The organism is Maribacter ulvicola (assembly GCF_900155985.1).
GTDB lineage: Bacteria > Bacteroidota > Bacteroidia > Flavobacteriales > Flavobacteriaceae > Maribacter > Maribacter ulvicola.
Genome location: NZ_FTMA01000007.1, coordinates 146,667 through 171,404, shown reverse-complemented (window position 1 = coordinate 171,404; position 24,738 = coordinate 146,667). Strand labels below are relative to the sequence as shown.

The 24,738-nt window shown below is 32.1% G+C and carries 22 protein-coding genes; 12 read left to right on the top strand and 10 right to left on the bottom strand.

Annotation, left to right across the window (positions count from 1 at the left end):
* Positions 1-61: 61 nt before the first annotated feature.
* Genes BW936_RS16095 through BW936_RS16085 form a run of 3 tightly spaced genes read right to left on the bottom strand, consistent with a single transcriptional unit; the run spans position 62 to position 3,145 of the window.
* The gene (locus BW936_RS16095) at positions 62-1,531 is read right to left on the bottom strand and encodes a MoxR family ATPase (RefSeq protein WP_076550135.1); all 1,470 of its coding nucleotides are present in this window, start codon (positions 1,529-1,531) and stop codon (positions 62-64) included.
* Positions 1,532-1,537: 6 nt separating this feature from the next.
* Complete coding sequence (locus tag BW936_RS16090; protein ID WP_076550133.1) at positions 1,538-1,984, bottom strand: hypothetical protein; 447 nt, start codon at positions 1,982-1,984, stop codon at positions 1,538-1,540.
* 9 nt (positions 1,985-1,993) lie between these two features.
* A complete protein-coding gene (locus BW936_RS16085; RefSeq protein WP_076550131.1) occupies positions 1,994-3,145 on the bottom strand; it encodes a vWA domain-containing protein in 1,152 nt (383 codons plus the stop codon).
* A 577-nt stretch (positions 3,146-3,722) separates the two neighbouring features.
* Between BW936_RS16085 and BW936_RS16080 the strand changes: the two genes are divergently transcribed.
* The 6 genes from BW936_RS16080 to BW936_RS16050 all read left to right on the top strand — a co-directional run bounded on the left by BW936_RS16080 (position 3,723) and on the right by BW936_RS16050 (position 9,013).
* Entirely contained in the window at positions 3,723-4,463 is a 741-nt protein-coding gene (locus tag BW936_RS16080; protein ID WP_076550129.1) for a DUF1853 family protein, read from the top strand.
* Positions 4,464-4,617: 154 nt separating this feature from the next.
* Complete coding sequence (locus tag BW936_RS16075) at positions 4,618-4,962, top strand: immunity protein Imm33 domain-containing protein (protein WP_076550127.1); 345 nt, start codon at positions 4,618-4,620, stop codon at positions 4,960-4,962.
* Between the two features lie 311 nt (positions 4,963-5,273).
* Entirely contained in the window at positions 5,274-5,798 is a 525-nt protein-coding gene (locus BW936_RS16070) for a hypothetical protein (RefSeq protein WP_076550125.1), read from the top strand.
* Between the two features lie 259 nt (positions 5,799-6,057).
* Positions 6,058-7,092: a hypothetical protein gene (locus tag BW936_RS16065; RefSeq protein ID WP_076550122.1), complete on the top strand. Its 1,035-nt coding sequence runs from the start codon at positions 6,058-6,060 to the stop codon at positions 7,090-7,092.
* 620 nt (positions 7,093-7,712) lie between these two features.
* Positions 7,713-8,243 carry a DUF4274 domain-containing protein gene (locus BW936_RS16055; RefSeq protein ID WP_076550116.1) on the top strand — a complete coding sequence of 177 codons (531 nt, stop codon included), beginning with the start codon at positions 7,713-7,715 and terminating at the stop codon, positions 8,241-8,243.
* Between the two features lie 251 nt (positions 8,244-8,494).
* Positions 8,495-9,013 (top strand): hypothetical protein, encoded by a 519-nt coding sequence (locus tag BW936_RS16050; RefSeq protein WP_076550113.1) that lies wholly within the window; start codon positions 8,495-8,497, stop codon positions 9,011-9,013.
* Positions 9,014-9,641: 628 nt separating this feature from the next.
* Here the strand turns inward: BW936_RS16050 and BW936_RS16040 are convergent.
* The 5 genes from BW936_RS16040 to BW936_RS19510 all read right to left on the bottom strand — a co-directional run bounded on the left by BW936_RS16040 (position 9,642) and on the right by BW936_RS19510 (position 15,423).
* A complete protein-coding gene (locus tag BW936_RS16040; RefSeq protein ID WP_076550108.1) occupies positions 9,642-10,148 on the bottom strand; it encodes a hypothetical protein in 507 nt (168 codons plus the stop codon).
* A gap of 37 nt (positions 10,149-10,185) precedes the next feature.
* On the bottom strand, positions 10,186-11,418 hold the full coding sequence (locus BW936_RS16035; protein ID WP_076550105.1) for a hypothetical protein: 1,233 nt from the start codon (positions 11,416-11,418) through the stop codon (positions 10,186-10,188).
* A gap of 113 nt (positions 11,419-11,531) precedes the next feature.
* Positions 11,532-12,284 carry a LytR/AlgR family response regulator transcription factor gene (locus tag BW936_RS16030; protein ID WP_076550103.1) on the bottom strand — a complete coding sequence of 251 codons (753 nt, stop codon included), beginning with the start codon at positions 12,282-12,284 and terminating at the stop codon, positions 11,532-11,534.
* A 3-nt stretch (positions 12,285-12,287) separates the two neighbouring features.
* Positions 12,288-15,113 carry a sensor histidine kinase gene (locus BW936_RS16025; protein ID WP_244156247.1) on the bottom strand — a complete coding sequence of 942 codons (2,826 nt, stop codon included), beginning with the start codon at positions 15,111-15,113 and terminating at the stop codon, positions 12,288-12,290.
* Between the two features lie 229 nt (positions 15,114-15,342).
* A complete protein-coding gene (locus BW936_RS19510) occupies positions 15,343-15,423 on the bottom strand; it encodes a hypothetical protein (RefSeq protein ID WP_317042901.1) in 81 nt (26 codons plus the stop codon).
* A 654-nt stretch (positions 15,424-16,077) separates the two neighbouring features.
* Between BW936_RS19510 and BW936_RS16015 the strand changes: the two genes are divergently transcribed.
* The 6 genes from BW936_RS16015 to BW936_RS15985 all read left to right on the top strand — a co-directional run bounded on the left by BW936_RS16015 (position 16,078) and on the right by BW936_RS15985 (position 23,128).
* On the top strand, positions 16,078-17,067 hold the full coding sequence (locus BW936_RS16015) for an XAC2610-related protein (protein WP_143744194.1): 990 nt from the start codon (positions 16,078-16,080) through the stop codon (positions 17,065-17,067).
* A gap of 43 nt (positions 17,068-17,110) precedes the next feature.
* A complete protein-coding gene (locus BW936_RS16010; RefSeq protein WP_076550094.1) occupies positions 17,111-17,776 on the top strand; it encodes a hypothetical protein in 666 nt (221 codons plus the stop codon).
* A 657-nt stretch (positions 17,777-18,433) separates the two neighbouring features.
* Positions 18,434-19,783, top strand: coding sequence for an ApeA N-terminal domain 1-containing protein (locus BW936_RS16000; protein WP_076550092.1), 1,350 nt, complete (start codon positions 18,434-18,436; stop codon positions 19,781-19,783).
* A 329-nt stretch (positions 19,784-20,112) separates the two neighbouring features.
* Positions 20,113-21,159, top strand: a complete 1,047-nt coding sequence (locus BW936_RS15995) for a hypothetical protein (protein WP_076550089.1) — start codon at positions 20,113-20,115, stop codon at positions 21,157-21,159.
* Positions 21,160-21,606: 447 nt separating this feature from the next.
* Complete coding sequence (locus tag BW936_RS15990) at positions 21,607-22,065, top strand: hypothetical protein (RefSeq protein ID WP_076550087.1); 459 nt, start codon at positions 21,607-21,609, stop codon at positions 22,063-22,065.
* Entirely contained in the window at positions 22,049-23,128 is a 1,080-nt protein-coding gene (locus BW936_RS15985) for a hypothetical protein (protein ID WP_143744193.1), read from the top strand. The genes BW936_RS15990 and BW936_RS15985 overlap by 17 nt, the downstream gene beginning before the upstream one ends.
* A gap of 1,025 nt (positions 23,129-24,153) precedes the next feature.
* Here the strand turns inward: BW936_RS15985 and BW936_RS15975 are convergent.
* Both BW936_RS15975 and BW936_RS20185 read right to left on the bottom strand, forming a co-directional pair.
* Positions 24,154-24,525 (bottom strand): hypothetical protein, encoded by a 372-nt coding sequence (locus BW936_RS15975; protein WP_076550079.1) that lies wholly within the window; start codon positions 24,523-24,525, stop codon positions 24,154-24,156.
* Between the two features lie 39 nt (positions 24,526-24,564).
* On the bottom strand, positions 24,565-24,699 hold the full coding sequence (locus tag BW936_RS20185; protein ID WP_394333593.1) for a hypothetical protein: 135 nt from the start codon (positions 24,697-24,699) through the stop codon (positions 24,565-24,567).
* Positions 24,700-24,738 lie beyond the last annotated feature (39 nt).

The window sequence follows — 24,738 nt, the reverse complement described above, 5'->3', positions numbered from 1 at the left end:
TTAATTATTGCTATGAAGAAGAAAAAGCCCTATCCGGAATTTGGATAGGGCTTTTTTGATGTTAAATATCGTTCAGAAAACTACTGTAAAGATCTTTAAACTCAAACCCATCTGTAAAACGTTGTTTGTTCAATTTCTTGTAAGAAACCAAGCCCCAAAGCAAGAGTTCTTTTAAGAAATATACATCTGTTGCTTCATAATCTGGTTGGTGCTCTTTTTGCAACTGATTTAAAGCGGGTATGCTATCTAAAGCACGTTTGTATTCCTCATCGGTAAAATCGTCCATTAATTCAAAGCCTTCACCTTGAAAAAACCAATGTAATAATTCATCATAAACGGTTTCTTCATCTTTGCGCTCCAACTTATTTATCTTAGGGAAGTATTTAGGAAATAAAGATTTTACGGCATCATCTATTAAAATAGCTGCAACTCCGTCTGCTCCCTCCTGCTCTCCTTCATACACCAATTCTATTTTACCCGTAATTGCCGGAATGATTCCTAAGAAATCACTTAAACGTACCATGGTATGATTACCACCATTCAATAAAGACCTACGCTCTGCAGTACTTAACAAGTTTTCAAAAGCCGTAATACTGGTACGCGCACTAACACCACTTTTAGCATCTACATATTCACTTTCACGTGCTTCAAAAATAACCTGCTCTAATAAGTCCTTTGCCAAATCTGGTACATAAACGGCATCCGTTTGGCGAGTATCTAGTCTTGCTTCTTGCTCCGTAATTTTTCTAGCAATCTCAATATCATCAGGATAATGTGTTAATATCTGTGAACCAATTCTATCTTTTAGCGGAGTAACTATACTTCCCCTATTGGTATAATCCTCTGGATTCGCCGTAAATACAAACTGAATGTCTAAAGGTAATCTCAATTTGAATCCACGGATCTGAATATCTCCTTCTTCCAAAATATTGAATAAAGAAACCTGAATACGTGCCTGTAAATCGGGCAGTTCATTGATTACGAATATGCAACGGTTGGCACGCGGAATCATCCCAAAGTGAATTACCCTGTCATCTGCATAAGACAATTTTAAATTTGCCGCCTTAATGGGGTCTACATCTCCGATCAAATCTGCTACCGTAACATCTGGAGTAGCCAATTTCTCAGCAAAACGTTCACTCTTATGCATCCAGGTGATAGGAGTATCATCACCTTTTTCCTTAATCAATTCCATAGCAAATCTAGACAAGGGCTTCATTGGGTCATCATTGATTTCTGACCCTTCTACCACCGGAATGTATTCATCTAATAGATTCACCATCAAATGCGCCAAACGGGTTTTCGCCTGACCACGCAGACCTAATAAATTGATATTGTGTCGAGAAAGAATAGCACGCTCCAACTCTGGAATTACAGAATCTTCATAACCCCAAACACCTGTAAAAGCGTCTTCCCCTTTTTTAATCTTTTCAATAAGGTTATCTCGTAATTCATCCTTTACACTTTTAGATTTGTATCCGGCAGCTTTTAACTCCCCTAGTGTATGTATTTTTTTATCATCTAATTTCATAAAAACTTATCTCTTTAAAATAGCAATCGTTTGTTTTAATTTTTCCGGTTTCTTAATTCGGATATTTATAGAAATGTATTCCCACTTATCGTTTCTTTTTTCAGCCAAAATATCCATTTTTGAACGGATATTTTTTATCTGTTTATCTCCTCTAACATCAATAGTAATTCCTACAGCATCACCAGTTTGCGAATAACCAACAGAACCATTTAACATATCTAAAGAACCTAAAGGTTCTAAATTACCAAGCAATTTCAAAACTATCGAATCCGCTTTTGCAATTTCTAAAGCCCCTTCGCATATTTCTGGTTCTGAATATGCCTTTGTCAAATAAGTAATATTACGTGACAATTCTTCAGGTAATGTGAAAACGAATAAACCTATAAAAACTAAAAAGAACAGCAGTATCCATGTCCTCTTTAATTTGTACCAAGGTCTTTTATAAGAATGCATTTCTTAGCCTTATTTCAATCTTTTTTTTCTGTTAGCCTCGTAATCTTCAAATATCATCTCTCCTAATCCCTGTAATCCCGTAAAGAATGCCTTACCTTTATTGGCCTCTGTAAAATGACGAATAAACTGCATTAAGTAAGGATCTTGGGCAATCATAAATGTAGTGATGGGTATATGCAATTTACGAGCCTGGCGTGCCATATTATAGCACTTCTCCACAATAAAATCATCTAAGCCTACACTATTTTTATAGTAAGTACCATCGGGCAGGCGAAGACAACTTGGCTTACCATCTGTAATCATAAAAATCTGCTTATTGGTATTCCGTTTTCTACGCAGCATATCCATGGCCAATTGTAATCCGGCAACAGTATTGGTATGATACGGACCCACTTTTAAATAGGGTAAATCTTTAATAGGAATAGGCCAGGCATCGTTACCGAAAACTAAAATATCAAGTGTATCCTTAGGATATCTCGTGGTAATCAATTCTGCCAAAGCCATTGCCACTTTTTTAGCGGGAGTAATACGGTCTTCTCCATACAAAATCATACTATGACTTATATCTATCATTAGAATAGTACTCATTTGCGCCTTATGCTGGGTATCTTCTACCACCAGGTCATCTTCGCTCAACTGAAAACTACCTACACCATGATTTATTTGTGCATTTTTAAGACTCTCCGTCATAGATATGTTTTCTAGACCATCACCATAGCGGTATTCTCGTAAATCGCCTGTGTGCTCATCTCCTTGGCCTGATTTACCTGTTTTATGGTTACCGGCACCACTCCTTTTCAGCTTGCCAAAAATTTGGTCCAAGGCACGCTGACGAATAATGCGTTCCATTTTTGCTGTAATAGAGATGTCGCCACCACCAGAACTTTCCTCACCATCTTTACCGTTGCCACCGCCATCTTTAAATTCTTCACGTATGTAACCCTTTGCCTTTAAATCTTCAATAAAGTCGTCTATGGTATACGCTTCAGTTGTAAGTTCATATTCCTTGTCCAGTTCACGTAACCAATCTATAGCCTCGTCAAAATCACCGGAAGTATGTGTAATAAGCTCTTGAAAAATATCAAATAGCTTATCAAAAATCGATTGTTCGGGTGCTTCGTAAGTTTCAAAGCGGAACCCTTTTCTTTCATTCATAGCCATAGTATAAATTTAACGCTTTTACAATGGATGCTAGTGTTATTTAAGAAATGTTAACTTATTTGGTTGATGGTTGTTCGTGTTGAGATGGATGGAATTCGTTAAACGCTAAACGCTGTATACAATGCGCTGAGCGCTATTTTAATACATATATCGATTTGCTAAAAGCATAAGGCGCGCAATGTTTAGGGCATTGCGCAATAACGTTTGTCTTTGCGAGGAACTTTTTAGCGACGAAGCAATCTGTTAGTTGAATGTACCAAAGTGACAGGTGATTGCCGCATGGCGAAAAGCGCAAAGGGTCCAACGTTTTGCGCATAGCGTTTTAAAAAGTAACTTCGGCTACTTGGATACAATTAACAATAAACAATTAGCAATTATCAGTTGGCAGTAAACAGTATCAGTTTTCAGTATTCAGTGACCGTATCAATAGCCATGATACTACTATAACGAGCAACGATTAACGGAAAATCGACAACCAACAACTAAACAAAAGATCATCAATAAAGAACAAACAACTATCAACCAACTTAAAAGCTTTTTAGCTACGCCACCAATATGGGAGGGTGTAGCGTTTGGGGTGACCCAATTTAAGTTTCCTGAGTTGGATGTAACCGATATTACTCCCACCCCAATTCCGTCCAAATTACGGTTGGGACATCAAATGGAATATGCTTGTAAGCAACTTCTAAATGCTAGTAAAGAATATGAAGTAGTATTGCATAATGTACCTGTTAGGAAAGAAAAACAGACCATTGGAGAAATAGATTTTATACTGAAAGAAACGGCTATACAACAGCTGATACATGTGGAACTTACCTATAAATTCTACTTGATTGATACTGCAATCAAGAACCCAATTCATCAATTAATTGGTCCAAATAGAAGTGATGCATTTTATAAAAAGCTAGAGAAAATAAAGAACAATCAATTCTCATTAATCCATACCCAAATTGGGCGTTCTGCACTTTTAATGGAAGGAATAGATACTACAAATATAAAGCAGCAAGTTTGTTATAAGGCACAATTATTTCAACCCTATAAAAATTATACTCTTAATATTTCACCCATAAACTCCCATTGTATTGTGGGGTATTGGTTACGGATGGCGGAGTTTAACTCCACTGAGTTTATCCATCACAAATTTTATATTCCTACTAAAAATGATTGGGTGTTTAACCCATATTTAGAAGTTGCATGGGTTTCTTATGTTGTTGCTGTTATAGCAATTACAGAGCGTTTACAAAACAACAGTGCACCCATGGTTTGGATGAAGAAAGATGATCATGAATTTGAGAAATTTTTTGTGGTATGGTGGTAATTCTAAGTTTAAAATATGATGATTAAAAGTAGCTGTTACTAATTGTTGACAGATCTATTTTTAGGTGAACCGGAATTAGATTATTTTTAAAATGGAAATATGTGTAATTGTGCACATATACAATTGTTACCCAACATTTTAGAAAATCGAAATATTGAAGGAAAATATCGAATCTCAAAAGTCAATTTGCAAAAAATATAATTCGGAATTTAAACCTTTAGATGACCAACTATTTATTGGAATAGGAACTGATTTAGAGTTTGAACCAATAAATGGACTACGCCATCCCGAACACGGAACAATGAACGGATGGTATATTTGGAGTGGAGAATGGTCTGATACAGATAATTTCTTTAAACCAATTTGCATTGAGCATTTGATTGAAATGCAACCTGAAATATCAAAATATCTAAGTCTTGATATCGGATTTAGATTTCAAATTGATAGTAAGGGTTATGAAGATGTTTGGTTTGACGAAAAAATTACTCGTTTGGAATAAATGGACTTCTTACTAAGGCGTAACTGTTGCGCTGATGGACTTACCACTCAAACGGAAAAGCTAACTCAGACGAAAAAAACGTTGGGTAACAAAACCTATAAACAATACGGGCTTAGGTTTTAAACGCTAAGGTTTACGTATATTTATAATGTCGCGAAATCTTTGGGATTTCGCTTTGGACAAGAAAAAAATAAAACAAAACCAAAAGATTGCGCTATGTGCGTGGCGGAAAGCAAACGCTAGTTTGCTCCCGTACTGTTCATAGCTAAAACGTTGGCAAACATTTAGCAAAATGGGAAAATAGTTGAAAAATGACAGACAAAGAAATAGATGAAATTTTAAAAAAGTTTGAGAATCAACAATATCCACTAATCCCTTTTGAATATCAAAATGATGATTATTCTGATGAATACAAATTGGCGGACAAAATAACTGAAAGTATAAATTTCACTTATCTTATTGAAGAGGTTAAGTTATTAAGACTAGTAGAAAATGTGAAAGCAGAATTTAATCTGTATAGCCTAACTGCAAAGGGAAGAAAAGTATTGCGACAAGGTGGTTGGATAAAATATCTTGAGCGAAAAGAAAAGATTGAAATTAAAAAAGAAAAAAAAGAAGATTTTGAATTAAAAATATTGGAATTTCAAGCTAAATATCCAAGACTACCCTATTACATTGCTTTTGCTAGTGTTTTGATATCATTTTTGGCGTTCATAAATTCATATAATAGTGATAACAAAATAAACCCAAATACATCAGAAAAAGAATTATACATACTAAAGGACACTCTCTACGCAAAACCACAGGTTAAAGAAAAAATACAAGATTCTCTTTAGAAGTTTTTTTTACGATTAATAAAATAAAACGATTTGCCAACAAAACCTATAAACAATACGGGCTTATGGTTGAAACGCCAAGTTCTGTGTATATTTATGAAGTCGCTAAATCTTATGGATTTAGCTTTGGGGCAAAAAAAGAAAAAGTAAAACAATAAGCTTTAGCTTCGTGCGCAGACAGAAACGAAAAGTTTCCTTGCCTCCGCACTACGCTTAGCCCAACCGTTAGCATTTATACTGAAAAAAAAATCTACCTAATATGGGATTATTCGACCTTTTCAAATCTACCCCAAAGAAAAAATCGGAATTGATATCAAAACCGAAAAGAGAAATTATAAACAGTTACGAAAAATTAAAAAATGAAACCGACCGACTAAGGAATGAAAATGACCTTTGGCAAAAGGATTTCAACAAAATAATAGGATTTAGGGACAAAGCAACTGATTTGGAAAAGTCGGGTAAATTATCTGAGGCAATCGAATATTATTTAAAATCGGTGGATTTTGGGGAAAACTCAGCAAAATTAAGTATCAACAACTATTCTCACGACATCGAGCGGATTATTATACTTTACGGGAAAATCAAAGAACCCGAAAATCAAATAATATTTCTACAAAAGGTAATTTCTAATTATCCCGATTATAGAGATGTAAAAAAATGGGCTGTTAGACTTTCAAAATTATCTGAAACTAAAACACCAACGGCTGAATTAAAACCTTCTGATATAAAAAAGCAAGTTGCAGGCAATCCAACTATTGGCGAGCAATTTAAAAGTTTTAAAAATACCTTACCCGAATTTAACTTCTATCACGATATGCCAGAAGATATGCAAACCTTTGAATATTTAAGGCTTGGCAGAACAATTCCACCAAACAAAGCAAAGGATTTGAGAAGTTTTAAAGACGCTTTTGAACTTATCCTTAGCAAAGCGAAAATCGCAGAAAATCAAAGCGATTATAAAACTGCAATTGAGGCATACGAAAAGCTGATTGTCGAGGAATTTGAGGGGAAACAACCATTTGAAAGACTGATAATTATCTACAGTAAATTAAAATGGAATGAAGAAGAAATTTCAACTCTTAAACGTGGAATTACAGTTTTTGAAACACTTAAAGAAAAACAAAAAGCATACGTGATGGAGTTGGCAAAAAAATACGGAATGGAATCCAAAGCTCTAGAATATATAAATTCGGACAAAAAAATCCAGTATTTTGGAGGAGTCTTTGATTTGTACAGTCCTTATCCTATAATTGAGAAGTGGAAATCACGGCTGAAAAAAAAGTACAAATGCTAACAATGGTAACCGTTGCACAAGTCTATAATTAGAGAAAATCACTATTGATATAAGCCTCTTTAAGGGTCTTTTTTTATGCCAAGTTAAAAGCTGGACCTAAATTTTAGGTGCAGTAGAAAAAGGTTTTTTGCGTATTGAACCATACTTTTTATAAATAATGGTAAAGCAAGCTTCCCCGCCCCGCTTTTCGGGCGTTTGTTCTCGAATTTTAGGTACTTCTTGAGATTATAGGCAATCGCGGACAGGTGCATGTCCTTGTTCGCCTGTGCGAGTCCGATCGTATGTATCTTACTCAGTCCAATGAACTGGGTCCACGTTACCAAATAACTCATTTCGCTTTCTAAAATTAATTTTTCCAATACAATTGCTATTGCCGTCTATGTTTTTACGGATTTATAGCACATTTAACCTGTAAAAAACATACTGGTTGTTTGGTGAATTTTAGTCATTTCTTACTTAAACTAAAACATTTTTTGTGATTATGGTTTCCCGTAATGTAGTGTGGGCAATTAATTGTAGGTTTATTCTTTAATGGTATATTAGTGTGCACAGAAAATAAAACATTGCATATACTTAGAGATATTTGGGTATATGTGTAATTGTGCACATATACAATTGTTGTGTTTAATGCTGAAAAAGAAAAAACCTCATTCAAATTAGTGATAGTTCGTCCGCATAAAATACTACTGATTAAGAAAAACTTTTTTGAGTTTTCGTTTAACGACGATGTTGATAATGACGAAGAAACAATTCCTGATTTTGAGAAGTTTAAATCTCTAAATGCTGCGGAGCAATATTATTTAGCGGACATCTACAACTGGGATGATGGACCAATTGTTCTGCAATGGATAATCAACAGTCCAAAATGCGATAAGGGGACTGCTTGCAAAATTTTCTGGAATGCTGAGCCAGACTATTATTATGATTTTACCGCTGAGACCATAGACGAATATGAAAAAGATGTTTGGAATTTACTTCAAAGCATTGTCAAAAGGTTTAAAGCAAATGATTTCGCAAAAAGCCGATTTAAGTTCATCCCAACCGAAGAAGGTTATAAAACGGACTGGCCAACTAAGTATGATATTTGGGAGATTCCAGCCGAATTGAAAAACGGAGTAAATGGAAGAAAGCCGTTCGGATTTGGTTTATGAAGAACCAAACTGCGCGGAAAGCACTAAACACAACAAAGCCTAAACGTAATGCGGACTTCAGGGCAAAACCGAAAGGTCTGTGTATGTTTATTATGTCGCTAAATCTTATGGATTTAGCTTTGGAACAAAAAAAGAAAAAGCAAAACAATAAGCTTTAGCTGCGTCGCCAGACGGAAACGAAAAGTTTCCTTGCCTCCGCACTACGCTTAGCCAAACCGTTATATAACATTATGCAGTTACCAAATTGAACAATGAATCTAAAAATAATCACTAAGACTATTCTTGTTTTTATAACTCTATTAATAATTACTTTTTCGCCTTTTTATTTTTTGACGATTGAAAAAGAAAGTAAAGAACTAATTCATAAAACTGAATTTATTAAACAAAAAGTGAGAATTGATTCGATTGATATTCAAACTTCAAATATTGATGGACCTGGAGCACAACATTACTATATTTATTACCATAATAAAAAAGATTATATAAGCTTACTGGATTATCGAGATGTACTTTTTTCAACCAAAAAACAAAAACAAAACTTCAATCATTTCTTATCCCAAACTAAAAACGACAGCACATTTTATCTACCAAGCAATGATTCTATATGGATTTGGTATCATCCAATTTTAGAAGATAACTATGCAACGAATGAAGAAACTCAGTTAGATGTTTCTAATAATATTTTACTAATAGTTGTAAATAGTTTGTTACTAACAATATCAATTTCCGCTTTGATTTGGCAGATTAAACGATGGACAAAAAAATCTTAAAGACGGAAATGGAAAAGCATAATCAAAATCGTTACTGGAAAAATAACGTTTTACTACAAAGCCTAAACGTAATGCGGACTTTAAGGCGAAACCGCAAGGTCGGTGTATATTTATAGCGTCGCTAAATCTTATGGATTTAGCTTTAGAAAAGAAAAAATAAACAATAAGCTTTAGCTACGTCGGCAGACGGAAACGAAAAGTTTCCTTGCCTCCGCACTACGCTTAGCCAAACCGCTGTAGGTGATTAAAAAAATGCTCATTACAAATCAATTTACTAATCGTTTTGACGACAAAGAACAAGTCGCATTTGATACATATTTCAGTTATTTAAAATCAATTTCTGAATGTGTTGAAAATAATGTTGAGGAAATAGATTCATTCCTTGACCAAATAACAGCGAATAGAGCGTTTAAAAAAATTCAAACAAAGATGTAGATACAAAAAAGATGTCTAAAATTTTACGACATGCTTGGTATACTGAATTTCCAATGAACCAGTTAACATTGACAACTGAATTTGCAGTAATCAATTTACATTTTTCTAAAACACCACGATTTTCTTCTAAACAAAAAAAAGAGTCTACATACCGTAAACTCTTTTAAAATCTGATTGCAAAAATGTTTAAGTGTTATTCTACGCAAGCTATATAATTACCATAAGGGGCTTTTATCGTTCCTCTATTTATACCGTTAAAAAAAACATCACCATAATTGCCACCACCTGTATAATCGCGTCTTAAAATAAACTCATATAGCATACATTGTCCATCTGAATTTTTCTGAACAACTGCTCCTACAGCCCATTGGTATAAAGGTACTCCCGTATCTTTATGTTTTACAGTAGACCAAGTATTCGATGTAATATATTGATGCGTATTACTCATACTATGCTTACTGTAATACGAATCTAAACCTTTAACAGCAATGGCTTTTAAAGCTTCATCGTTATCCAAAGTACCAGCGTTTGGCAGCTTAATATTTTTTCTTCTTTCTAACTCCTCTTCACTTATTTTTTTGTTCTTCTTTTTTATAAGTGGTTTATCTAATTTCTCTTTAACTTTTTTAAAGAATTGCGCATGTGTCGGTTGTGCTGCGCCTATAGCCATAATAGCTAGAAGTATTAATAACTTTTTCATGATTTACAACTTATTAAATTTAGATTGCACCTATATTTTAATTGGTATTTTCACAGTTCATTTTCTGACCATAAGGCATTTGTCCGTGGATAACACCTCCAAACTCAGAACTACCATAACCACTTCCGTTGTACTGTTGCTTGATTAAAAAACCTTGTAAATAGCAGTCGTTATTTTTATTTTTTTCTGTGAATGCACCTTTTATCCAACGGTATAAAACATGACCTGTGTATTTGTTTTTTACAATACTCCAGTCGTTAGATTCTATGTTCAATTTTAAAAGTTTAGCACCATCTTTTTCAATAGTTTTAGACACATTTTGTTTAGCAAAGCTTACTAATGATGTATTACTATTCATTGCTCCTGCTTTTGGCATTTTTATAGCATCCATGGTTGATTTTGCAGCTGCATCGTAATTTGCTTTTAGCGTTGCTTCAAATTCTTTTACAATTGGTTTTGCTTTTTCTAACCACTCTAAATGGAATTGTTGTTCGCCTTTACCAATCACGTTTAGAATGGTAATATCTTTTTCGTGCATATATGATGGTACATTAAATGCGTGTCCGCCTTGGTGCGATGCAGCATAAATAACAAATACATCGTCTGCAATTAACATTCCTCTTACTAAAATTGGCATACCTGTACCAAGCTCTAAAGTTTGCGATCGGTCTGCACCAACTTTGGTTGTAAACATTCCTGAAACCAACTCGTAACCAACATAACCTTCTGGTGACATAGCCACTAATTCTGGTGTTGTTAAAAAACGTAACCATGCATAATCTGGATCTTGTGCAGGCAATAAATCTACATTATCGCCCATGTCTGTCGTTTGACGTCTTAATTTTACACGATCTACACCAACGGCACTCATCCCTTTGGTCATTGCAAAAGAATACGACATGTATAAAAACGCATCGCTTACTGAATTAGCCGCTTTAGGATTATTAGCTTCGGCTTCTTCTTTCTTTTTCTCAAGATATTTTTGATAGTATAAATCTTGCTTCGCTTGATCGTTTGGATATTTTTTGGCCAATTCTGCCTTAAACTCTTCATCGGTATATTCTGTTTTTGATGCTTCTTGATTTGATGTTGAAGAACTGCCAACCATTCCTGAAGCGTTTTCAGATTTTGAAGATGAATTACTCGTTTCTTTTTTATCTAACTTCTTCTCTACTGCTGCTTTGGCTTTCTTTTTTAGCATTTTTCCAAATTGTGCATGCGAGACGTTGTAGCATAATGCTAAAACCAATAATAGAACTATTTTTTTCATAAGAATTGTGTTTAATAGACTTCAAAATAAAACACTTAACTACTATTCTTAACTTGGTTTTTTCTGAAAATGATGATTTTTTTTCTGAAGGAATTTCAAAAATTTCAAATAAATCACATAAAGGTTTCCTTAATCACTTCTAAAAACTGATCGCGTTTAGATTTTGAAATTGGGATGCGTTTTTGATTGTTCATTAGCAAATAATCGCCATCATCTTTTACCAATTCGTCTACATATTTTAGGTTGATTAAATACGATCGATGACATTTAAAAAACATTGCGTTGCGTTCTAATTGCTCAACAAAATGTTTTAATGGCTTGCAAATAACTTTTTGTTTACCATCCATAAGTTGTACGTTAGTGTACATTCCATCGGCTTCAAAATACACGATATCATTATGTGATGCAAACATGATGCCTTTTGGTATTTCTAAAGCAATTTTATCTATTGAGAGCTGCTTTAACGAGTCGCGCAACTTATTTAATTGATCGTTTAAATTATTGGCTTTTATCCCTTCTTCAGCTTTTGCAACAGCTTCTTTTAACTCGTTGGTGTCAACTGGTTTTAACAAATAATCTACAGCCGACAGTTTGAAAGCTTCAATTGCATATCGATTATATGCCGTCACGAAGATGATTTTAAAATCTATCTGATTTGGGAAGTATTCTAAAATATCTAATCCTGATTGGTTTGGCATTTCAATATCTAAAAAAACAACATCAGGTTTACTGGTTTTAATCAAACCTACACCAGATGCTAAATCTTGCGCTTCTTCAATGCTAGTAATACTTGCACAATGTTCGGTTAGCAAGTTTGATAGTAAATGTCTTGCGCGTTTTTCGTCGTCTATAATTATCGCTTCCATATCTTAATGTATTGGCATGGTGATAACCACTTTTGTACCTGCAGCTACGTCATTTTCGTCATACAAATCGTTGGTAGTTATGGTTATATCACGTTTTAATTTGTTTTTATAAAGATGCACACGTTCTTCGTTAGCTTTAGTTGCAAACGGTTTGTGCTGTTGCTTTGGTCTCTTTAATTTTTCTGATTGTGCGCGACCAATTCCGTTATCTTCAACAGTAATTTGCAATTTGTTTTGCTGAATAATTTTCGCTTCAATATGTAATTTTCGGTCGTTTAATTTGTGTAGTAATCCGTGTTTTAAAGCATTTTCAACATAGGGTTGAATGAATAACGATGGTACTTTTATCTGTTTTGTTTTTAACTGATTATCGATAGTAATCTTGTATTCCAATTCATCTTCAAAACGTACTTTTTCTAATTCTAAATACAGCTTTAAGGCGTTTAATTCTTCCTCTAAAGTAATTTCATTTTGCTGACTGTAATCTAAATACATGCGGATTAAACGGCTAAACTTCACTAAATACGAGCTTGCCAATTCCTTTTCGTTGGAAATAATATAATCTTGAATGGAATTTAAAGCATTGAAAATAAAATGCGGATTCATCTGCGAGCGTAGATTTTCCAGTCTTAAATTCGTTATTTTTTTATCGATTAAAATTTTATCAATTTCGGCAATACGTTGCGCTTCTTTTTGCTGTAATCGCCATCTAAAATACAGCCAAACTAAACCTATTATTGTTGCTATAACTAACCCATAAAACCAATAGGTTTCCCAGAATGGTTTAGCAATAATAAAGGTTATTGGTGTTGCAAAAACAGGTTGTTTTGCACTCAAATTTTGGGCTTTTAATTCAAAAGTATATGTGCCATTAGACAAACTATTAAAAGTAACAAAATGTGTGTTTAAAGGTATGGTTTGCCAACTTGTATCTATTTGTTTAACGCGGTATTGGTAGCTTATGTGTTGGTTAGATTGAAATCCGTTTGAGTTGAACGAAATATCAATTTTATTTAAATGGTGCGGTAGTTTGTAATTAGTTGCAACTAATGTGTCACGATCATTAATTTTTACTTCTTCTACCCTAACCTTTGCTGTTTTAAAAGCTTTGAACAAGGCATCCGATTTTGGCAACGCATAAAATGCTTTAGGCAGACTTACAATAATTTGATTTTGAAGAATTAAAAAATCATTAACCGCTGTATTTAACCCATCTTGCGCACTTAACGATTTAAGCTGATGTGTTTTTGTATGATATTGAAATAATCCAGCATCGGTTGAAATCCATAACACTAAACCATCGGCATTAATGGCATTAATTTGAAGATTTTCAGTAAGCTTAATTCCTGAAGGTTTTAGGGTATTATTTTCGTATTTTAATAATCCGTTATGTTGGGTTGCAATCCAAACTGTTCCGTTAGTTTTAGTTAGTGTATTAACCAGTAAACTTTTAGAATTGAACGTGATTTCTTCTGCATTAAATGTTTGGATATTGTATTTATAAAGTCCGTCGATGTACGATACAAACAAGTGATTATTAGAAACCACCGAAGCTTTTACACGACTTTCCTTAAGAATTTGTTGTTCAGGATGATTAAACGGATTTTTATATACAATACCTTGACGGTAATTACCATAAAACATGGTATTATCATCAATTTTTGAAAAGGTTTTAGCAACTGAAAATCGGTTATTTACATCGGTAATTTTATAAGTTTTTAAATTGACTACAAACGATTCTGAAGCATTAATACTTACTATTAGCTTTTCGCTTTGCGCATCAAAAAAAAGTTTCCCGATGATTTTTTTCCCTGGTAATTGTAGTGTCTTTATTAGCTGATTGTGATTGTAAAACAATAATTTACCATCATTGGTTCCTAAAACAAATTGATTGTTTTGTAACGCAACAGAAGCTGTGATTTTAGAGTCTATATTTGATAATTCAACACGACGAATATTTAAGTTTGGCGATACAAACACACCATTATCTAAAGTTGCAAACCAATAGTTTTTATTAAAATCTACTTGAACATCGGTAATAGATTCTGTTTTAAAAAGTTGTTCTATAAACGTGAAAGTTTCATTTTCAAAACCATAAACAAACACGCCAGAACTAGTTAAAAACCAATAATTGTTTTCAATGTTTAAAACATTATAAATGGTTTCATTTTTTAACCTTGCAGGCGTTACTACTTTTTTTGATGTGTTTTTGTTTTTATCTATTCTATAAATGACATTTTCATTAGAACTTTTGTACGTAAAAAAAATAGTGTTTTTAAAGGCTAAAATTTGTGGTGAATGTATATGATTACTACTTGCAATTTCAAGTATTTCTGTATTTGTATTGCTATCGAATTTATATATTCGATGCCGCTCTAAATCACCTTCAAGATTAATTATAAATGTGTAGTTATTGTTACCATCTTTAGCATTTGAAATACACATACCTTTAAACACATCGGTTACTTGCTTTGTTTTTTTATTAATATCAAAAATGCCAATAACAGTAAATAAACGTATGCTATTTTCTAGTATTTCAAAATTTGCTAATTGTCCGTTTACCAATTTACTAGCATCATGAAATAGCTTTAATCTATCGTTTTCAACATAAAATAATTGTCCGTAAATATTGTTGCACCAAAGTCGGTTTTTAGAATCAAATTTTAATTGAAAAAGAGAGTTACCTCTTTGTTGAGGATGACTAAAGTGTTTGTAGTTTTTTCCGTTGTAACGGTATAAACCTTTATCTGCTGCCAGCCAAATGTAGTTTTGGTAGTCTTCTGCAATATCATAAAACTCAACATCTGGAAGGTTTGAGACTTTAGACATTTTTACCGAAACTACATTTTGTGCCTGTAAAATACAGGTAAAAAAAATTACATATATGCATTTTAAATAACGTAACATATCTCCTAATTAAACAAAATTACTATTTATGCTATTAATCTTTAGCGTATTTTTCTGTAAGTGCTTTATTTTTTTCTAAATAAATAAAAACGCCCACATTACACTGAGCGTTTTTATACTATCTCTTTGATTCTGAATTATTTCAGAAATACTAACTAATAAAATTAAGAGATAATGGGTAGCTAGGTAATTCTCCATTACTAGCTTTTATTGCGTTTATAATTGGCATCATAAAGTCTAAAAAAATATTAATCTAAAAAAGCACAGCTTACAACAGTGGTAACCTTTGCACAAGTCTATAATTAGAGAAAATCACTATTGATATAAGCCTCTTTAAGGGGCTTTTTTTTGCCATGTTAAAAGCTGAACCTAAATTTCAGGGGCATTGGAGAAAGGCTTTTCACGTATTGAACCATGATTTTTACAAATAATGGCAGGGCAAGCTTCCTTGCCCCGCTTTTCGGTCGTTTGTTTTCCAGTTTTAGGTACTGCTTGAGATTATAGGCGATTGCGGACAGGTGCATGATCTTGTTCGCCTGAGCGAGTACCATCGTATGTATCTTCAGCATTCCCATGAACTAGGTCTACGTTACAAAATAATTTCTTCGCTTTTTAAAATTATTTTTTTCAATACAATATAATTGCGATTGCCGTTTATATTTTAACGGATTCATAGCACGTTTAACGTATTAAAATCAGACTGGTTGTTGATGAATTTTGGTCATTTCTGACTTAGATTAAAACATTTTTTGTGATTATGGTTTTCCGTTATATAGTGTGGGCAATTAATTGTAGGTTTATTCTTTAAAGGTATATTAGTATGCATGGAAAAAAACATTACACATATTTCGGAATATGTGTAATTGTGCAAACTGAACAAAAGAATATGAATAAAATTTTGACAATACTATTGAGTCTAATTTCTTTTTCCATTTTAAGTCAAACTACTTACGAGATTAATAGTTTTTCTGAAAAATACAAAGGTAAATTGATTATTGAAAAAGGTTTAGAAGATGATATTTTCAAGAAAGGAGAAATTTCAATTTATGATATTAATAAGAACATTATAACAATAAAATCGGAAGAGTTTACATTTGAATTGACCAGTGATGGAAACATAGAAACGGATATTATAGAACTACCTTATGGGAAGCAAAGTATTATCATTTATCAAGACTTCAATTTTGACGGTAAAAAAGATTTAGCGGTAATGGATGGACAATATAGTTGTTATCACGGTCCGTCTTTTCAAGTATATCTTGAAACAGGAAACGACTTGAAACATAGTCCTGAATTTACAAGATTAGCTCAGGAGTATTGTGGTATGTTCCAAGTTGATTATGAATCAGAAACAATTAATACCATGACAAAAAGTGGGTGTTGTTGGCATCAATTCTCAAAATTTAAAGTTGAAGAAAATAAACCTATCCTAATAAAAATAATTGAACGAGAATTTAGTCCAGATGGTCTTACTGAAGACTATGTAGAGAAAAATATAATAAATGATACTTTAGTAGAGATGAAATACAGTTACCTAGCTGAAGAAGTTGATATTATTGAAGTGTATTCCATGAACTTTGAAAATGGAAAGAAGATGAGTGTGTTTCGAGCTTTTGCTTTTGAAGATTATTTATTTTACGTATTTACAGATAAAGACAGTAAAATAGAATTACTCTACAGAGATGAATTTATATATCATAAAAATAAAAACACTTTGACTTTTATTAACAAGAATGTAGAGTACAAAATTGATTCAGTTGGTATTTTAGTAAAAACGCCAAAAAGAAAAGTGCATCTAAAAGCAAAAGAGATTGGAGAAAACATGACGCTATCAAGCCTCTCAGAATTAAAATTGAAGAATTTAAAAACAAAATAGTCAGCACACACAAAGTATAAAAATAATAAGGGTTGCCAACAATATGAAAAAACGAACATCTACATACATTTTTGTTATACTAATTATGTCTTTTCTGTCTTGTAGAGGTCAGGAAAACAAACAATCTGAACTAATTAAAACACCAAAATCGTTTAAAATTATTGACGAAACAGAAGGCGATTTAGACAATGATGGAATATCTGAAAAAGTTCTAGTTTACGATACAGAAAAAGTGACTGATTTTGGAACTGAAAGACAAATATTTATTTATAAAAAAAAAGATAATAAATGGGAACTGTGGAAAGAATCAGTTGGAGCAATATTACCAAGTCAACACGGAGGAATGATGGGAGACCCTTTTGAGGGAATATCAATTGAACGAAATTGTATAGTTATTAATCATTTTGGCGGAAGTCGTCAAAAATGGAATTATACTCATAGGTTTAGATTTCAAAGCGAAGAATTTCAATTAATCGGAGCAACTGTGCATTTTGGTTCGCCTTGTGATTATTTCTTCACTTTTGACTACAATCTGTCAAACGGAAAAATAATTTACGAAAAGGAAACCGAAGATTGTGAAGTTGAAAACTCAAAAATAGAGCACGAAGAAATGATTAGGAAATTGGAAACTTTACCCACAATGAATGGTTTTTATCCTGGAAATACGGTATTAAAATTTCCAAAATCTGAAACGACAATATATTATTAAATAAAAATACTGTTGGCAACACCGGTAACCGTTGCACAAGACTATAATTAGAAATAATCACTATTGATATAAGCCTCTTTACGGGGCTTTTTTTATACCATGATAAAAGCTGGACCTAAATTTTAGGAGCATTGGAGAAAGGCTTTTCACGTAATAAACCATGATTTTTACAAATAATGGCAGGGCAAGCTTCTCCGCCCCGCTTTTCGGGCGTTTGTTCTCGAATTTTAGGTACTTCTTGAGATTATAGGCGATTGCGGACAGGCGCATGACCTTGTTCGCCTGTGCGAGTCCGATCGTATTTATTTTTCACAATCCTATGAACTGGGGCAACGTTACCAAATAACTCCTTTTAGCTTTTTAAAATTAATTTTTCCAATACAATATAATTACGATTGCCGTTTATATTTTAACGGATTCATAGCACGTTTAACGTATTAAAATCAGACTGGTTGTTGATGAATATTAGTCATTTCTGACTTAGATTAAAACATTTTTTGTGATTATGGTTTCCCGTAATGTAGTGTGAGCAATTAATTGTAGGTTTATTCTTTAATGGTATATTAGTATGCATGGAAAAATACATTACACATATTTCTGATTATTTCGGAATATGTGTAATTGTGTACATATACAATTGTTATGTGCAATACTAAGATGACCTCAAAATTTGAACATAAAGGAGAATGGAAATTGCCGAACGATGAAAATTGGATTAATGGCACTCTTAAATTCGATATTGAACAAGGAACAAGTTTAGAATTGTTCGGAACATTTAATCAACCTTTTTTTGACCGTGAAGAACAGAAAATTATTCTAGGTAAAACTACTAATGGAGATATAACCTTAATCAACAGCTGGTACAGGAGTACGAAAACAAGTCATAATGGAATAATTATTGGAAAATATACCCCTTCAATAATACTTGAAGGTCATCATTTCATAGAATCTTCAGAAATAAAATTTTCAAAAGTAATATTCAGAGTTTTTAATTTATTCCAATGGTTAAACCTTACTGGATTAGAGGTTAATATAAAAAATCAATCTAAATCATATGAAATTGAATATGATGAATTACCCAAAATTGAATTCAAATTAGGAGAAAATTGCGAAGGTAAAATTACTTTTGATGGACCTATTACAACCAATGGTCCTTATAATTCCATAGAATTGAAAGAAGCGGCATATATAACTCTGGATTATTCTAACAGTGAACATTATGAATTAATATTGAGTGATATTTCAAAAGTAATTGGCTTTTTTACTCTTGTTACTTTCGAACAAAGTTACCCACAAAGCATTGTATTAAGTGATGATGAATATAAAAGAAACGCCATTTCTTTAGAAAGAAACAAGTATATCAAATGCTTCTATAATCACACTAGTTACAGTAAAAGGCATAGGCTTAGAAATAAAGGTGAACATCTCGTTAGTTTTGAGGATATCTCAACCAAATTCCCAAAAATAATTGAAAATTGGTATAATCTTTACGAGGATACAGAGGAAGTAATATTCTTAATTCTAAACCATTTTAAAGACAAATACAGGTTTACCAATGATAAATTTATAGATACAACAAGAGCTCTTGAAAGTTATCATAGAATTCATTTTAATAATGACCGAATACCAAAAGATGAATTTGAACAACTAGTTACTAATATCCTAACTCAAGTAAAGCTTGAAGAGCAGGACTTAAATTGGCTTAAACAACGACTAATAGGTAACGAACCTAATTTAAAAATTAGAATCGAAGAATTGGTTGAAAAACATTCAAATGATTTTATTAAACAGAATGTACCTAAAGTTAATAAATTCGCTCGAATAACAACTGAAAACCGTAATTACTACACTCATTATGACATTAGGAAAAAGAAAAAAGCACTCAAGGGTAAAGAGCTTTCAGAATTAACTAGGCAAAATAGAGCAATCATTATATCATGCTTATTAAATCATATTGGAATTGATTCTAAATACTTTGAGGACGGACTTAAATACAATTTAGGCTAAAAAAAGTACAGCAGCTAACAAAACCTAAACGTAATGCGGACTTTAGGGAAAAACCGAAAGGTCTGTGTATATTTATAAAGTCGCCAAATCTTATGGATTTAGCTTTGGATAAGAAAAAATAAAACTAAACAATAAGCTTTAGCTTCGTGCTAAGACGGAAACGAAAAGTTTCCTTAAAACCGCACTACGCTTAGCTAAACCGTTGTAACCAATTCACTACATCACGGAAAACCGAGATTAATTCCTAGTGATAACGTCAAATCTTTAGAGAATTTTATAAAAAATTTGATTAAAAAATCTCTGAAACATCTATTAATAAAGGATTTATAATGAAAAAATATAAAAAATTCATACTCTTAATAATTGGACTTCTTTTCTTCTTTGTTCAACAATGTTCAAATACTAATTTATTACCTAGTTTTGTTTGTAAAAAGAGTGAATACAAATATTTAAGTGAAAAAGTTAACTCTAAAAACTTCGTTATAGATAAAATTTCAGACAAGACATATTTGTATGTTACTTATGATTCTATAAATAATTATTTTATTGTAAATGATGGCTATAATAAAATGAAACTTAGTGCTGAAGGAAATTTGTTAATCAACATTCCTCACCCATCAGGTGAATTACCATATAAAACACATTATGTATTTACAGATAGTACAATATGTGATTTTTCAAAAAACGAATTAGAAATAGAAACTTTCTTTAAAAAAATAAATCCCGCTACAGAAAAATTAGAAACAAAATGGATATCAATATTTGAAGAGTATTATTATAATGCCTCTACCGTAATTTATAGTAATAATGACTTGATTTATTTTAAAATTAATGAAGGTTGGGTATCGCTACATATCTCTGATAATCATTATTTAGAAGGTGATAATATTACTGAAAGAACTTTTGAAAATTATCCTGCAAAATTTAGTAAATTAATTTTTCTAAAAGACCAAAAATCAAACACTTATTCAGATTGGATGTCTCATTCAGGCTCAAGTATTGATAAAAAGTATCCAAATGTAGAATTAGAAAACTTTAATTACCCTGAAAAAGAGTTAAATTATTTGAATAATAAAATTGAAAAAATTTCATTTGAAAAAACAGTACTATCCGAAACGTACAGATACACACCAATCATCGCACAATTTCAAGGAATTGGTTATTACAAATTAAAAAAAGAAAATGAATATATACGATTTAAAGAAAAGGCATTAAAATATCCATTTAAGTTTTTCAAATCAGATTCCTATTTAAATCATTATACTATCCCTGAGAAATTCAATACAAAAACTAAACTTTCTTTTATTCGGTATTCGTTCCCTACAAATCAAAACGAAAGTAAAAGCCAAGGGTTATATATTATTAAAAGAAAATAACTGGTTACAACACCGGTAACCGTTGCACAAGCCTATAATTAGAGAAAATCACTATTGATATAAGCCTCTTTAAGGGGCTTTTTTTATGCCATGTTAAAAGCTGAACCTAAATTTCATGTGTATTGGAGAAAGGCTTTTCACGTAATAAACCATGATTTTTACAAATAATGGCAGGGCAAGCTTCCCCGCCCCGCTTTTCGGGCGTTTGTTCTCGAATTTTAGGTACTTTTTGATTTTGTTTGTATACAAACTCCTACTTTTATAAAAGTAGGAGCTTAAGAAGAGTAGTTCATTTATGAAAAGATATCAAGCAACTTGTATCTAGCTAAATCTCTCTACTTATTTATATAATTAATAATATATTCAAGCTATAAATCAAACAAAAAAGCCGAGACTTTGGCTGTAATTTAAAACTACAAGCTAACCTTGCTAGATAATTAAGAAAAAATGAAACGAATATTCAAGGTGTTAATTGTTGCTTTAGGATTTGTTCCAATACTTACTTTTTCACAAACGAATGAAAATTATATAGGTATTGATTATTCAAGTATTTGTTGCGGAACGCCCTCTAAAAAACCTATAATAGATTATATAAAAAAAATTGAAGCGAATAATAAATTGAAGTCATTTGAAATGTTTGTAGAAGATGGGTTAGGTAAAGAGGGTGAATACGCGTTCTATATTGGAACAGATAATTTGAATAACAAATCAGTAAAATCCTTTTTTAATGGGTTAAAAGATATAGCTACAAATCAAAATAAACTACGTTCAGAAAAAAGCGATGGATATGTAAATGTGAGGGAGAAATTTATAACAATTCTAACTTTAAAAAATATAAAAGACAAACCGAGAACTAAAATCAGTTCTTTAGAAATTTATGAGTATAAAAATGAAACTACCTATTAAAATCCTATTAGGAATTCTAACCTGCACACTTATTGCTTTATATTGGTTTAGCAATCAAACAGAAGGAGAATATTATAGGAGGCATAGTCCAGATGGCCAGTATAGTATTTACGCATCGAGAAACAAATATTTTAATCTAGATATTGCCTTTTCTAATTTTGGCGATAAGGGAGGAAAAATACATTTATATGATGAATTGGAAAACAAAATAATAGGTACAGCTTCTATAGCTATGATTTCAAATATAAACGAGTGGTTTTGGAGCGAGGAAGAATTACACTCGAAAGGCTCAATAATTAATATTAAACTACCTAGAAAAATAAGCACTAAAACAATAAATAAATATAATAAATCATTACCTGTAAAGGACTCTTGGAATCTTTTTAATCAAGGGAAACAGTATAAAGTTGAAAAGATATCACATAGAAAACTAAAAGTCAGCGATGAAAACGGCAAGATTTTATTACAAGATATTGAGCATATCTCACAAATAAACAATGGCTTTCAAGTACTAAACAAAAGCAAAGAGATAGCATATTATGATTTAGGGTTAAATAAACTCCAAAAAGCACCACCTATACAAAAGGAATTTTCCGAGATCTGTGGAAATGTTAACACTTATGGTTTTAGAATAGAAGAAAATGAAAAATATTTTTTGATAAAAAAAGCGGTTGGATTCACAAATTATAGTTTCAATGATTATAAAATAATAGACGCTGTAAGCATTGAAAAAGTGAAAGATATTTATTTTTTAAATAAAAAACGAGAGTTAACATTTGATGCAAATTTTCTAGAAAAAGAAGATGTTGTAATAGATTTTGGCACTTATTTTGGAATCTTATCAAACCAATATGGAATACAATATTTTGATTCCATAGACTTAAGTAAAAATCCAATAAAAGTAATGAGAAATAAACTTTATGGCTATTATAATATTACACAAACTCAATATTTAGATTTACAACCGTTTGAATTCAATTTAGCAAAATTTAAAAAACGAGGTCCTGATGGCGAAATAATGGTTGGCTTTGTAGATAATAAAGGGAATAAGCATATCAAGTAGCCAGTTGCCAACAAAGAACTGAGATAAATAACAAACAAATTCTTCTATAATCCCAGACGACCTAAGTTGATAGTTATGTTTATAGCCCCATCCAACTTCAAAGCTCTTTAAGAAAGATTCTGCTACTGCATTACCCCAACAACTTCTTTTTCTACTTATGCTTTGTTTTCTAATCTATTATAACTCTTTAGGATACAACTAAACCTGTAACTAGCCCATTGTAAACCGCTATCTGAATAAAAGATAAGTTTTTTGGTAATGTGATTTGATGTAATAGCCATATTCCAAGCTAGGATTATGGCAGGTTGTAAACTTAAATTACCTCTCATAGACCAGCCAATTATTTTTTGGATGGAACAAAACAATAACTACCGTTAAATACACCCAATATTGTTTCGTATCTATATAGGTTATAACCGAAACCTTTACTTGATTTTCCTTTTCTACATCAAATTCTTTACTGAGTAAATTGGGCGCTATGGGATAATTATGTTTAGCATTCGTGGTAGGTATACACTTTCTCTTCTTTCTAACGAATAACCCATTAGCTCTCATAAGCCTTATTACCCTTGGTCTTGAAACAGAATATCCTCTACTGAACAGTTCCTTTGTTAGTCAAGGAGTTACATAACCCGCAAAAGTATCTTCGAAAAATGGTTGTTTTTCAACGGATAGCGGCTTATTGCAACGCCTTCTCATGGATGAACTAGATTTAAGCCAATTATAATACCCACTTCTGCTACTCATTATGCCCAATTTAATATAGTAAGTTCACCTCGGGAGATGAGGACATGGAAAATGCCTTACCACCGGTAATATTGATCTAACAATAAATCTTCCGACTACGTTTGTGAATATCGATACCAATGAATAACTTAAGTCTTGCAGTATGTTTTGTTTTCAAATCTTTTGTTTTAGTATCCTTAAAAGATAAAAGACATGCTGCTTTTACATAAATGCTATACGCAATGCCCTGCGGGACACCGCGCATAGCTAAACCTATGGTATTAATTAAAAAATCTAAATTACTTAAAGAGAGGAGAGAAACTTTTCCATCTAGTAAAGTATAGAATTGCCATAAAAACAAAGAAAATACCACCTAAAAGTGCCCCTTTAGGGTTAAACGCCAGATGAATCAACACTATATTCAACATTATTGGAGCTAGGATTATCAATCCAACGGAAACGAATTTATTAGTAAGTAATGATACACCTGAAACTATAAGAATAGTATTTACTATTGGAAATACATAACCTGCCATATATAAAGAATATAAGAATTTTACTTCAGCTTCAGGTCCTTGTGGAGGTGTAAACCAATGGAAAAATCCATTCATTCCAAAAAACAAAATTCCAATCCCTAAGAACATTCTTGTTACAACATCAATTTTTTTCATAATTATAAGTTTTATTATTATTTAGTTTATGGCTAACGATTATTTGATCTTCACCAATTTATTTAAGCGTTTTTCTATTAAAGAAATAGTTATCATTGAAAAAGGTAAGGCTACTACAAATGCAACACCAACACCTTTAATACCTCTAATTAGAAAATCATATACAAACCCCATATTCACTATCATTACAACAAAAGACACCAAAATCGCCAT

What these genes read in the sequence shown, in the direction of transcription:
- BW936_RS16095 (WP_076550135.1), bottom strand. Translation starts at nt 1,531, where the DNA reads ATGAAATTAGATGATAAAAAAATACATACACTAGGGGAGTTAAAAGCT.
- BW936_RS16090 (WP_076550133.1), bottom strand. Translation starts at nt 1,984, where the DNA reads ATGCATTCTTATAAAAGACCTTGGTACAAATTAAAGAGGACATGGATA.
- BW936_RS16085 (WP_076550131.1), bottom strand. Translation starts at nt 3,145, where the DNA reads ATGGCTATGAATGAAAGAAAAGGGTTCCGCTTTGAAACTTACGAAGCA.
- BW936_RS16070 (WP_076550125.1), top strand. Translation starts at nt 5,274, where the DNA reads ATGACAGACAAAGAAATAGATGAAATTTTAAAAAAGTTTGAGAATCAA.
- BW936_RS16065 (WP_076550122.1), top strand. Translation starts at nt 6,058, where the DNA reads ATGGGATTATTCGACCTTTTCAAATCTACCCCAAAGAAAAAATCGGAA.
- BW936_RS16050 (WP_076550113.1), top strand. Translation starts at nt 8,495, where the DNA reads ATGAATCTAAAAATAATCACTAAGACTATTCTTGTTTTTATAACTCTA.
- BW936_RS16040 (WP_076550108.1), bottom strand. Translation starts at nt 10,148, where the DNA reads ATGAAAAAGTTATTAATACTTCTAGCTATTATGGCTATAGGCGCAGCA.
- BW936_RS16035 (WP_076550105.1), bottom strand. Translation starts at nt 11,418, where the DNA reads ATGAAAAAAATAGTTCTATTATTGGTTTTAGCATTATGCTACAACGTC.
- BW936_RS16030 (WP_076550103.1), bottom strand. Translation starts at nt 12,284, where the DNA reads ATGGAAGCGATAATTATAGACGACGAAAAACGCGCAAGACATTTACTA.
- BW936_RS16025 (WP_244156247.1), bottom strand. Translation starts at nt 15,113, where the DNA reads ATGTCTAAAGTCTCAAACCTTCCAGATGTTGAGTTTTATGATATTGCA.
- BW936_RS19510 (WP_317042901.1), bottom strand. Translation starts at nt 15,423, where the DNA reads ATGATGCCAATTATAAACGCAATAAAAGCTAGTAATGGAGAATTACCT.
- BW936_RS16015 (WP_143744194.1), top strand. Translation starts at nt 16,078, where the DNA reads ATGAATAAAATTTTGACAATACTATTGAGTCTAATTTCTTTTTCCATT.
- BW936_RS16010 (WP_076550094.1), top strand. Translation starts at nt 17,111, where the DNA reads ATGAAAAAACGAACATCTACATACATTTTTGTTATACTAATTATGTCT.
- BW936_RS16000 (WP_076550092.1), top strand. Translation starts at nt 18,434, where the DNA reads ATGACCTCAAAATTTGAACATAAAGGAGAATGGAAATTGCCGAACGAT.
- BW936_RS15995 (WP_076550089.1), top strand. Translation starts at nt 20,113, where the DNA reads ATGAAAAAATATAAAAAATTCATACTCTTAATAATTGGACTTCTTTTC.
- BW936_RS15990 (WP_076550087.1), top strand. Translation starts at nt 21,607, where the DNA reads ATGAAACGAATATTCAAGGTGTTAATTGTTGCTTTAGGATTTGTTCCA.
- BW936_RS15985 (WP_143744193.1), top strand. Translation starts at nt 22,049, where the DNA reads ATGAAACTACCTATTAAAATCCTATTAGGAATTCTAACCTGCACACTT.
- BW936_RS15975 (WP_076550079.1), bottom strand. Translation starts at nt 24,525, where the DNA reads ATGAAAAAAATTGATGTTGTAACAAGAATGTTCTTAGGGATTGGAATT.
- BW936_RS20185 (WP_394333593.1), bottom strand. Translation starts at nt 24,699, where the DNA reads ATGGGGTTTGTATATGATTTTCTAATTAGAGGTATTAAAGGTGTTGGT.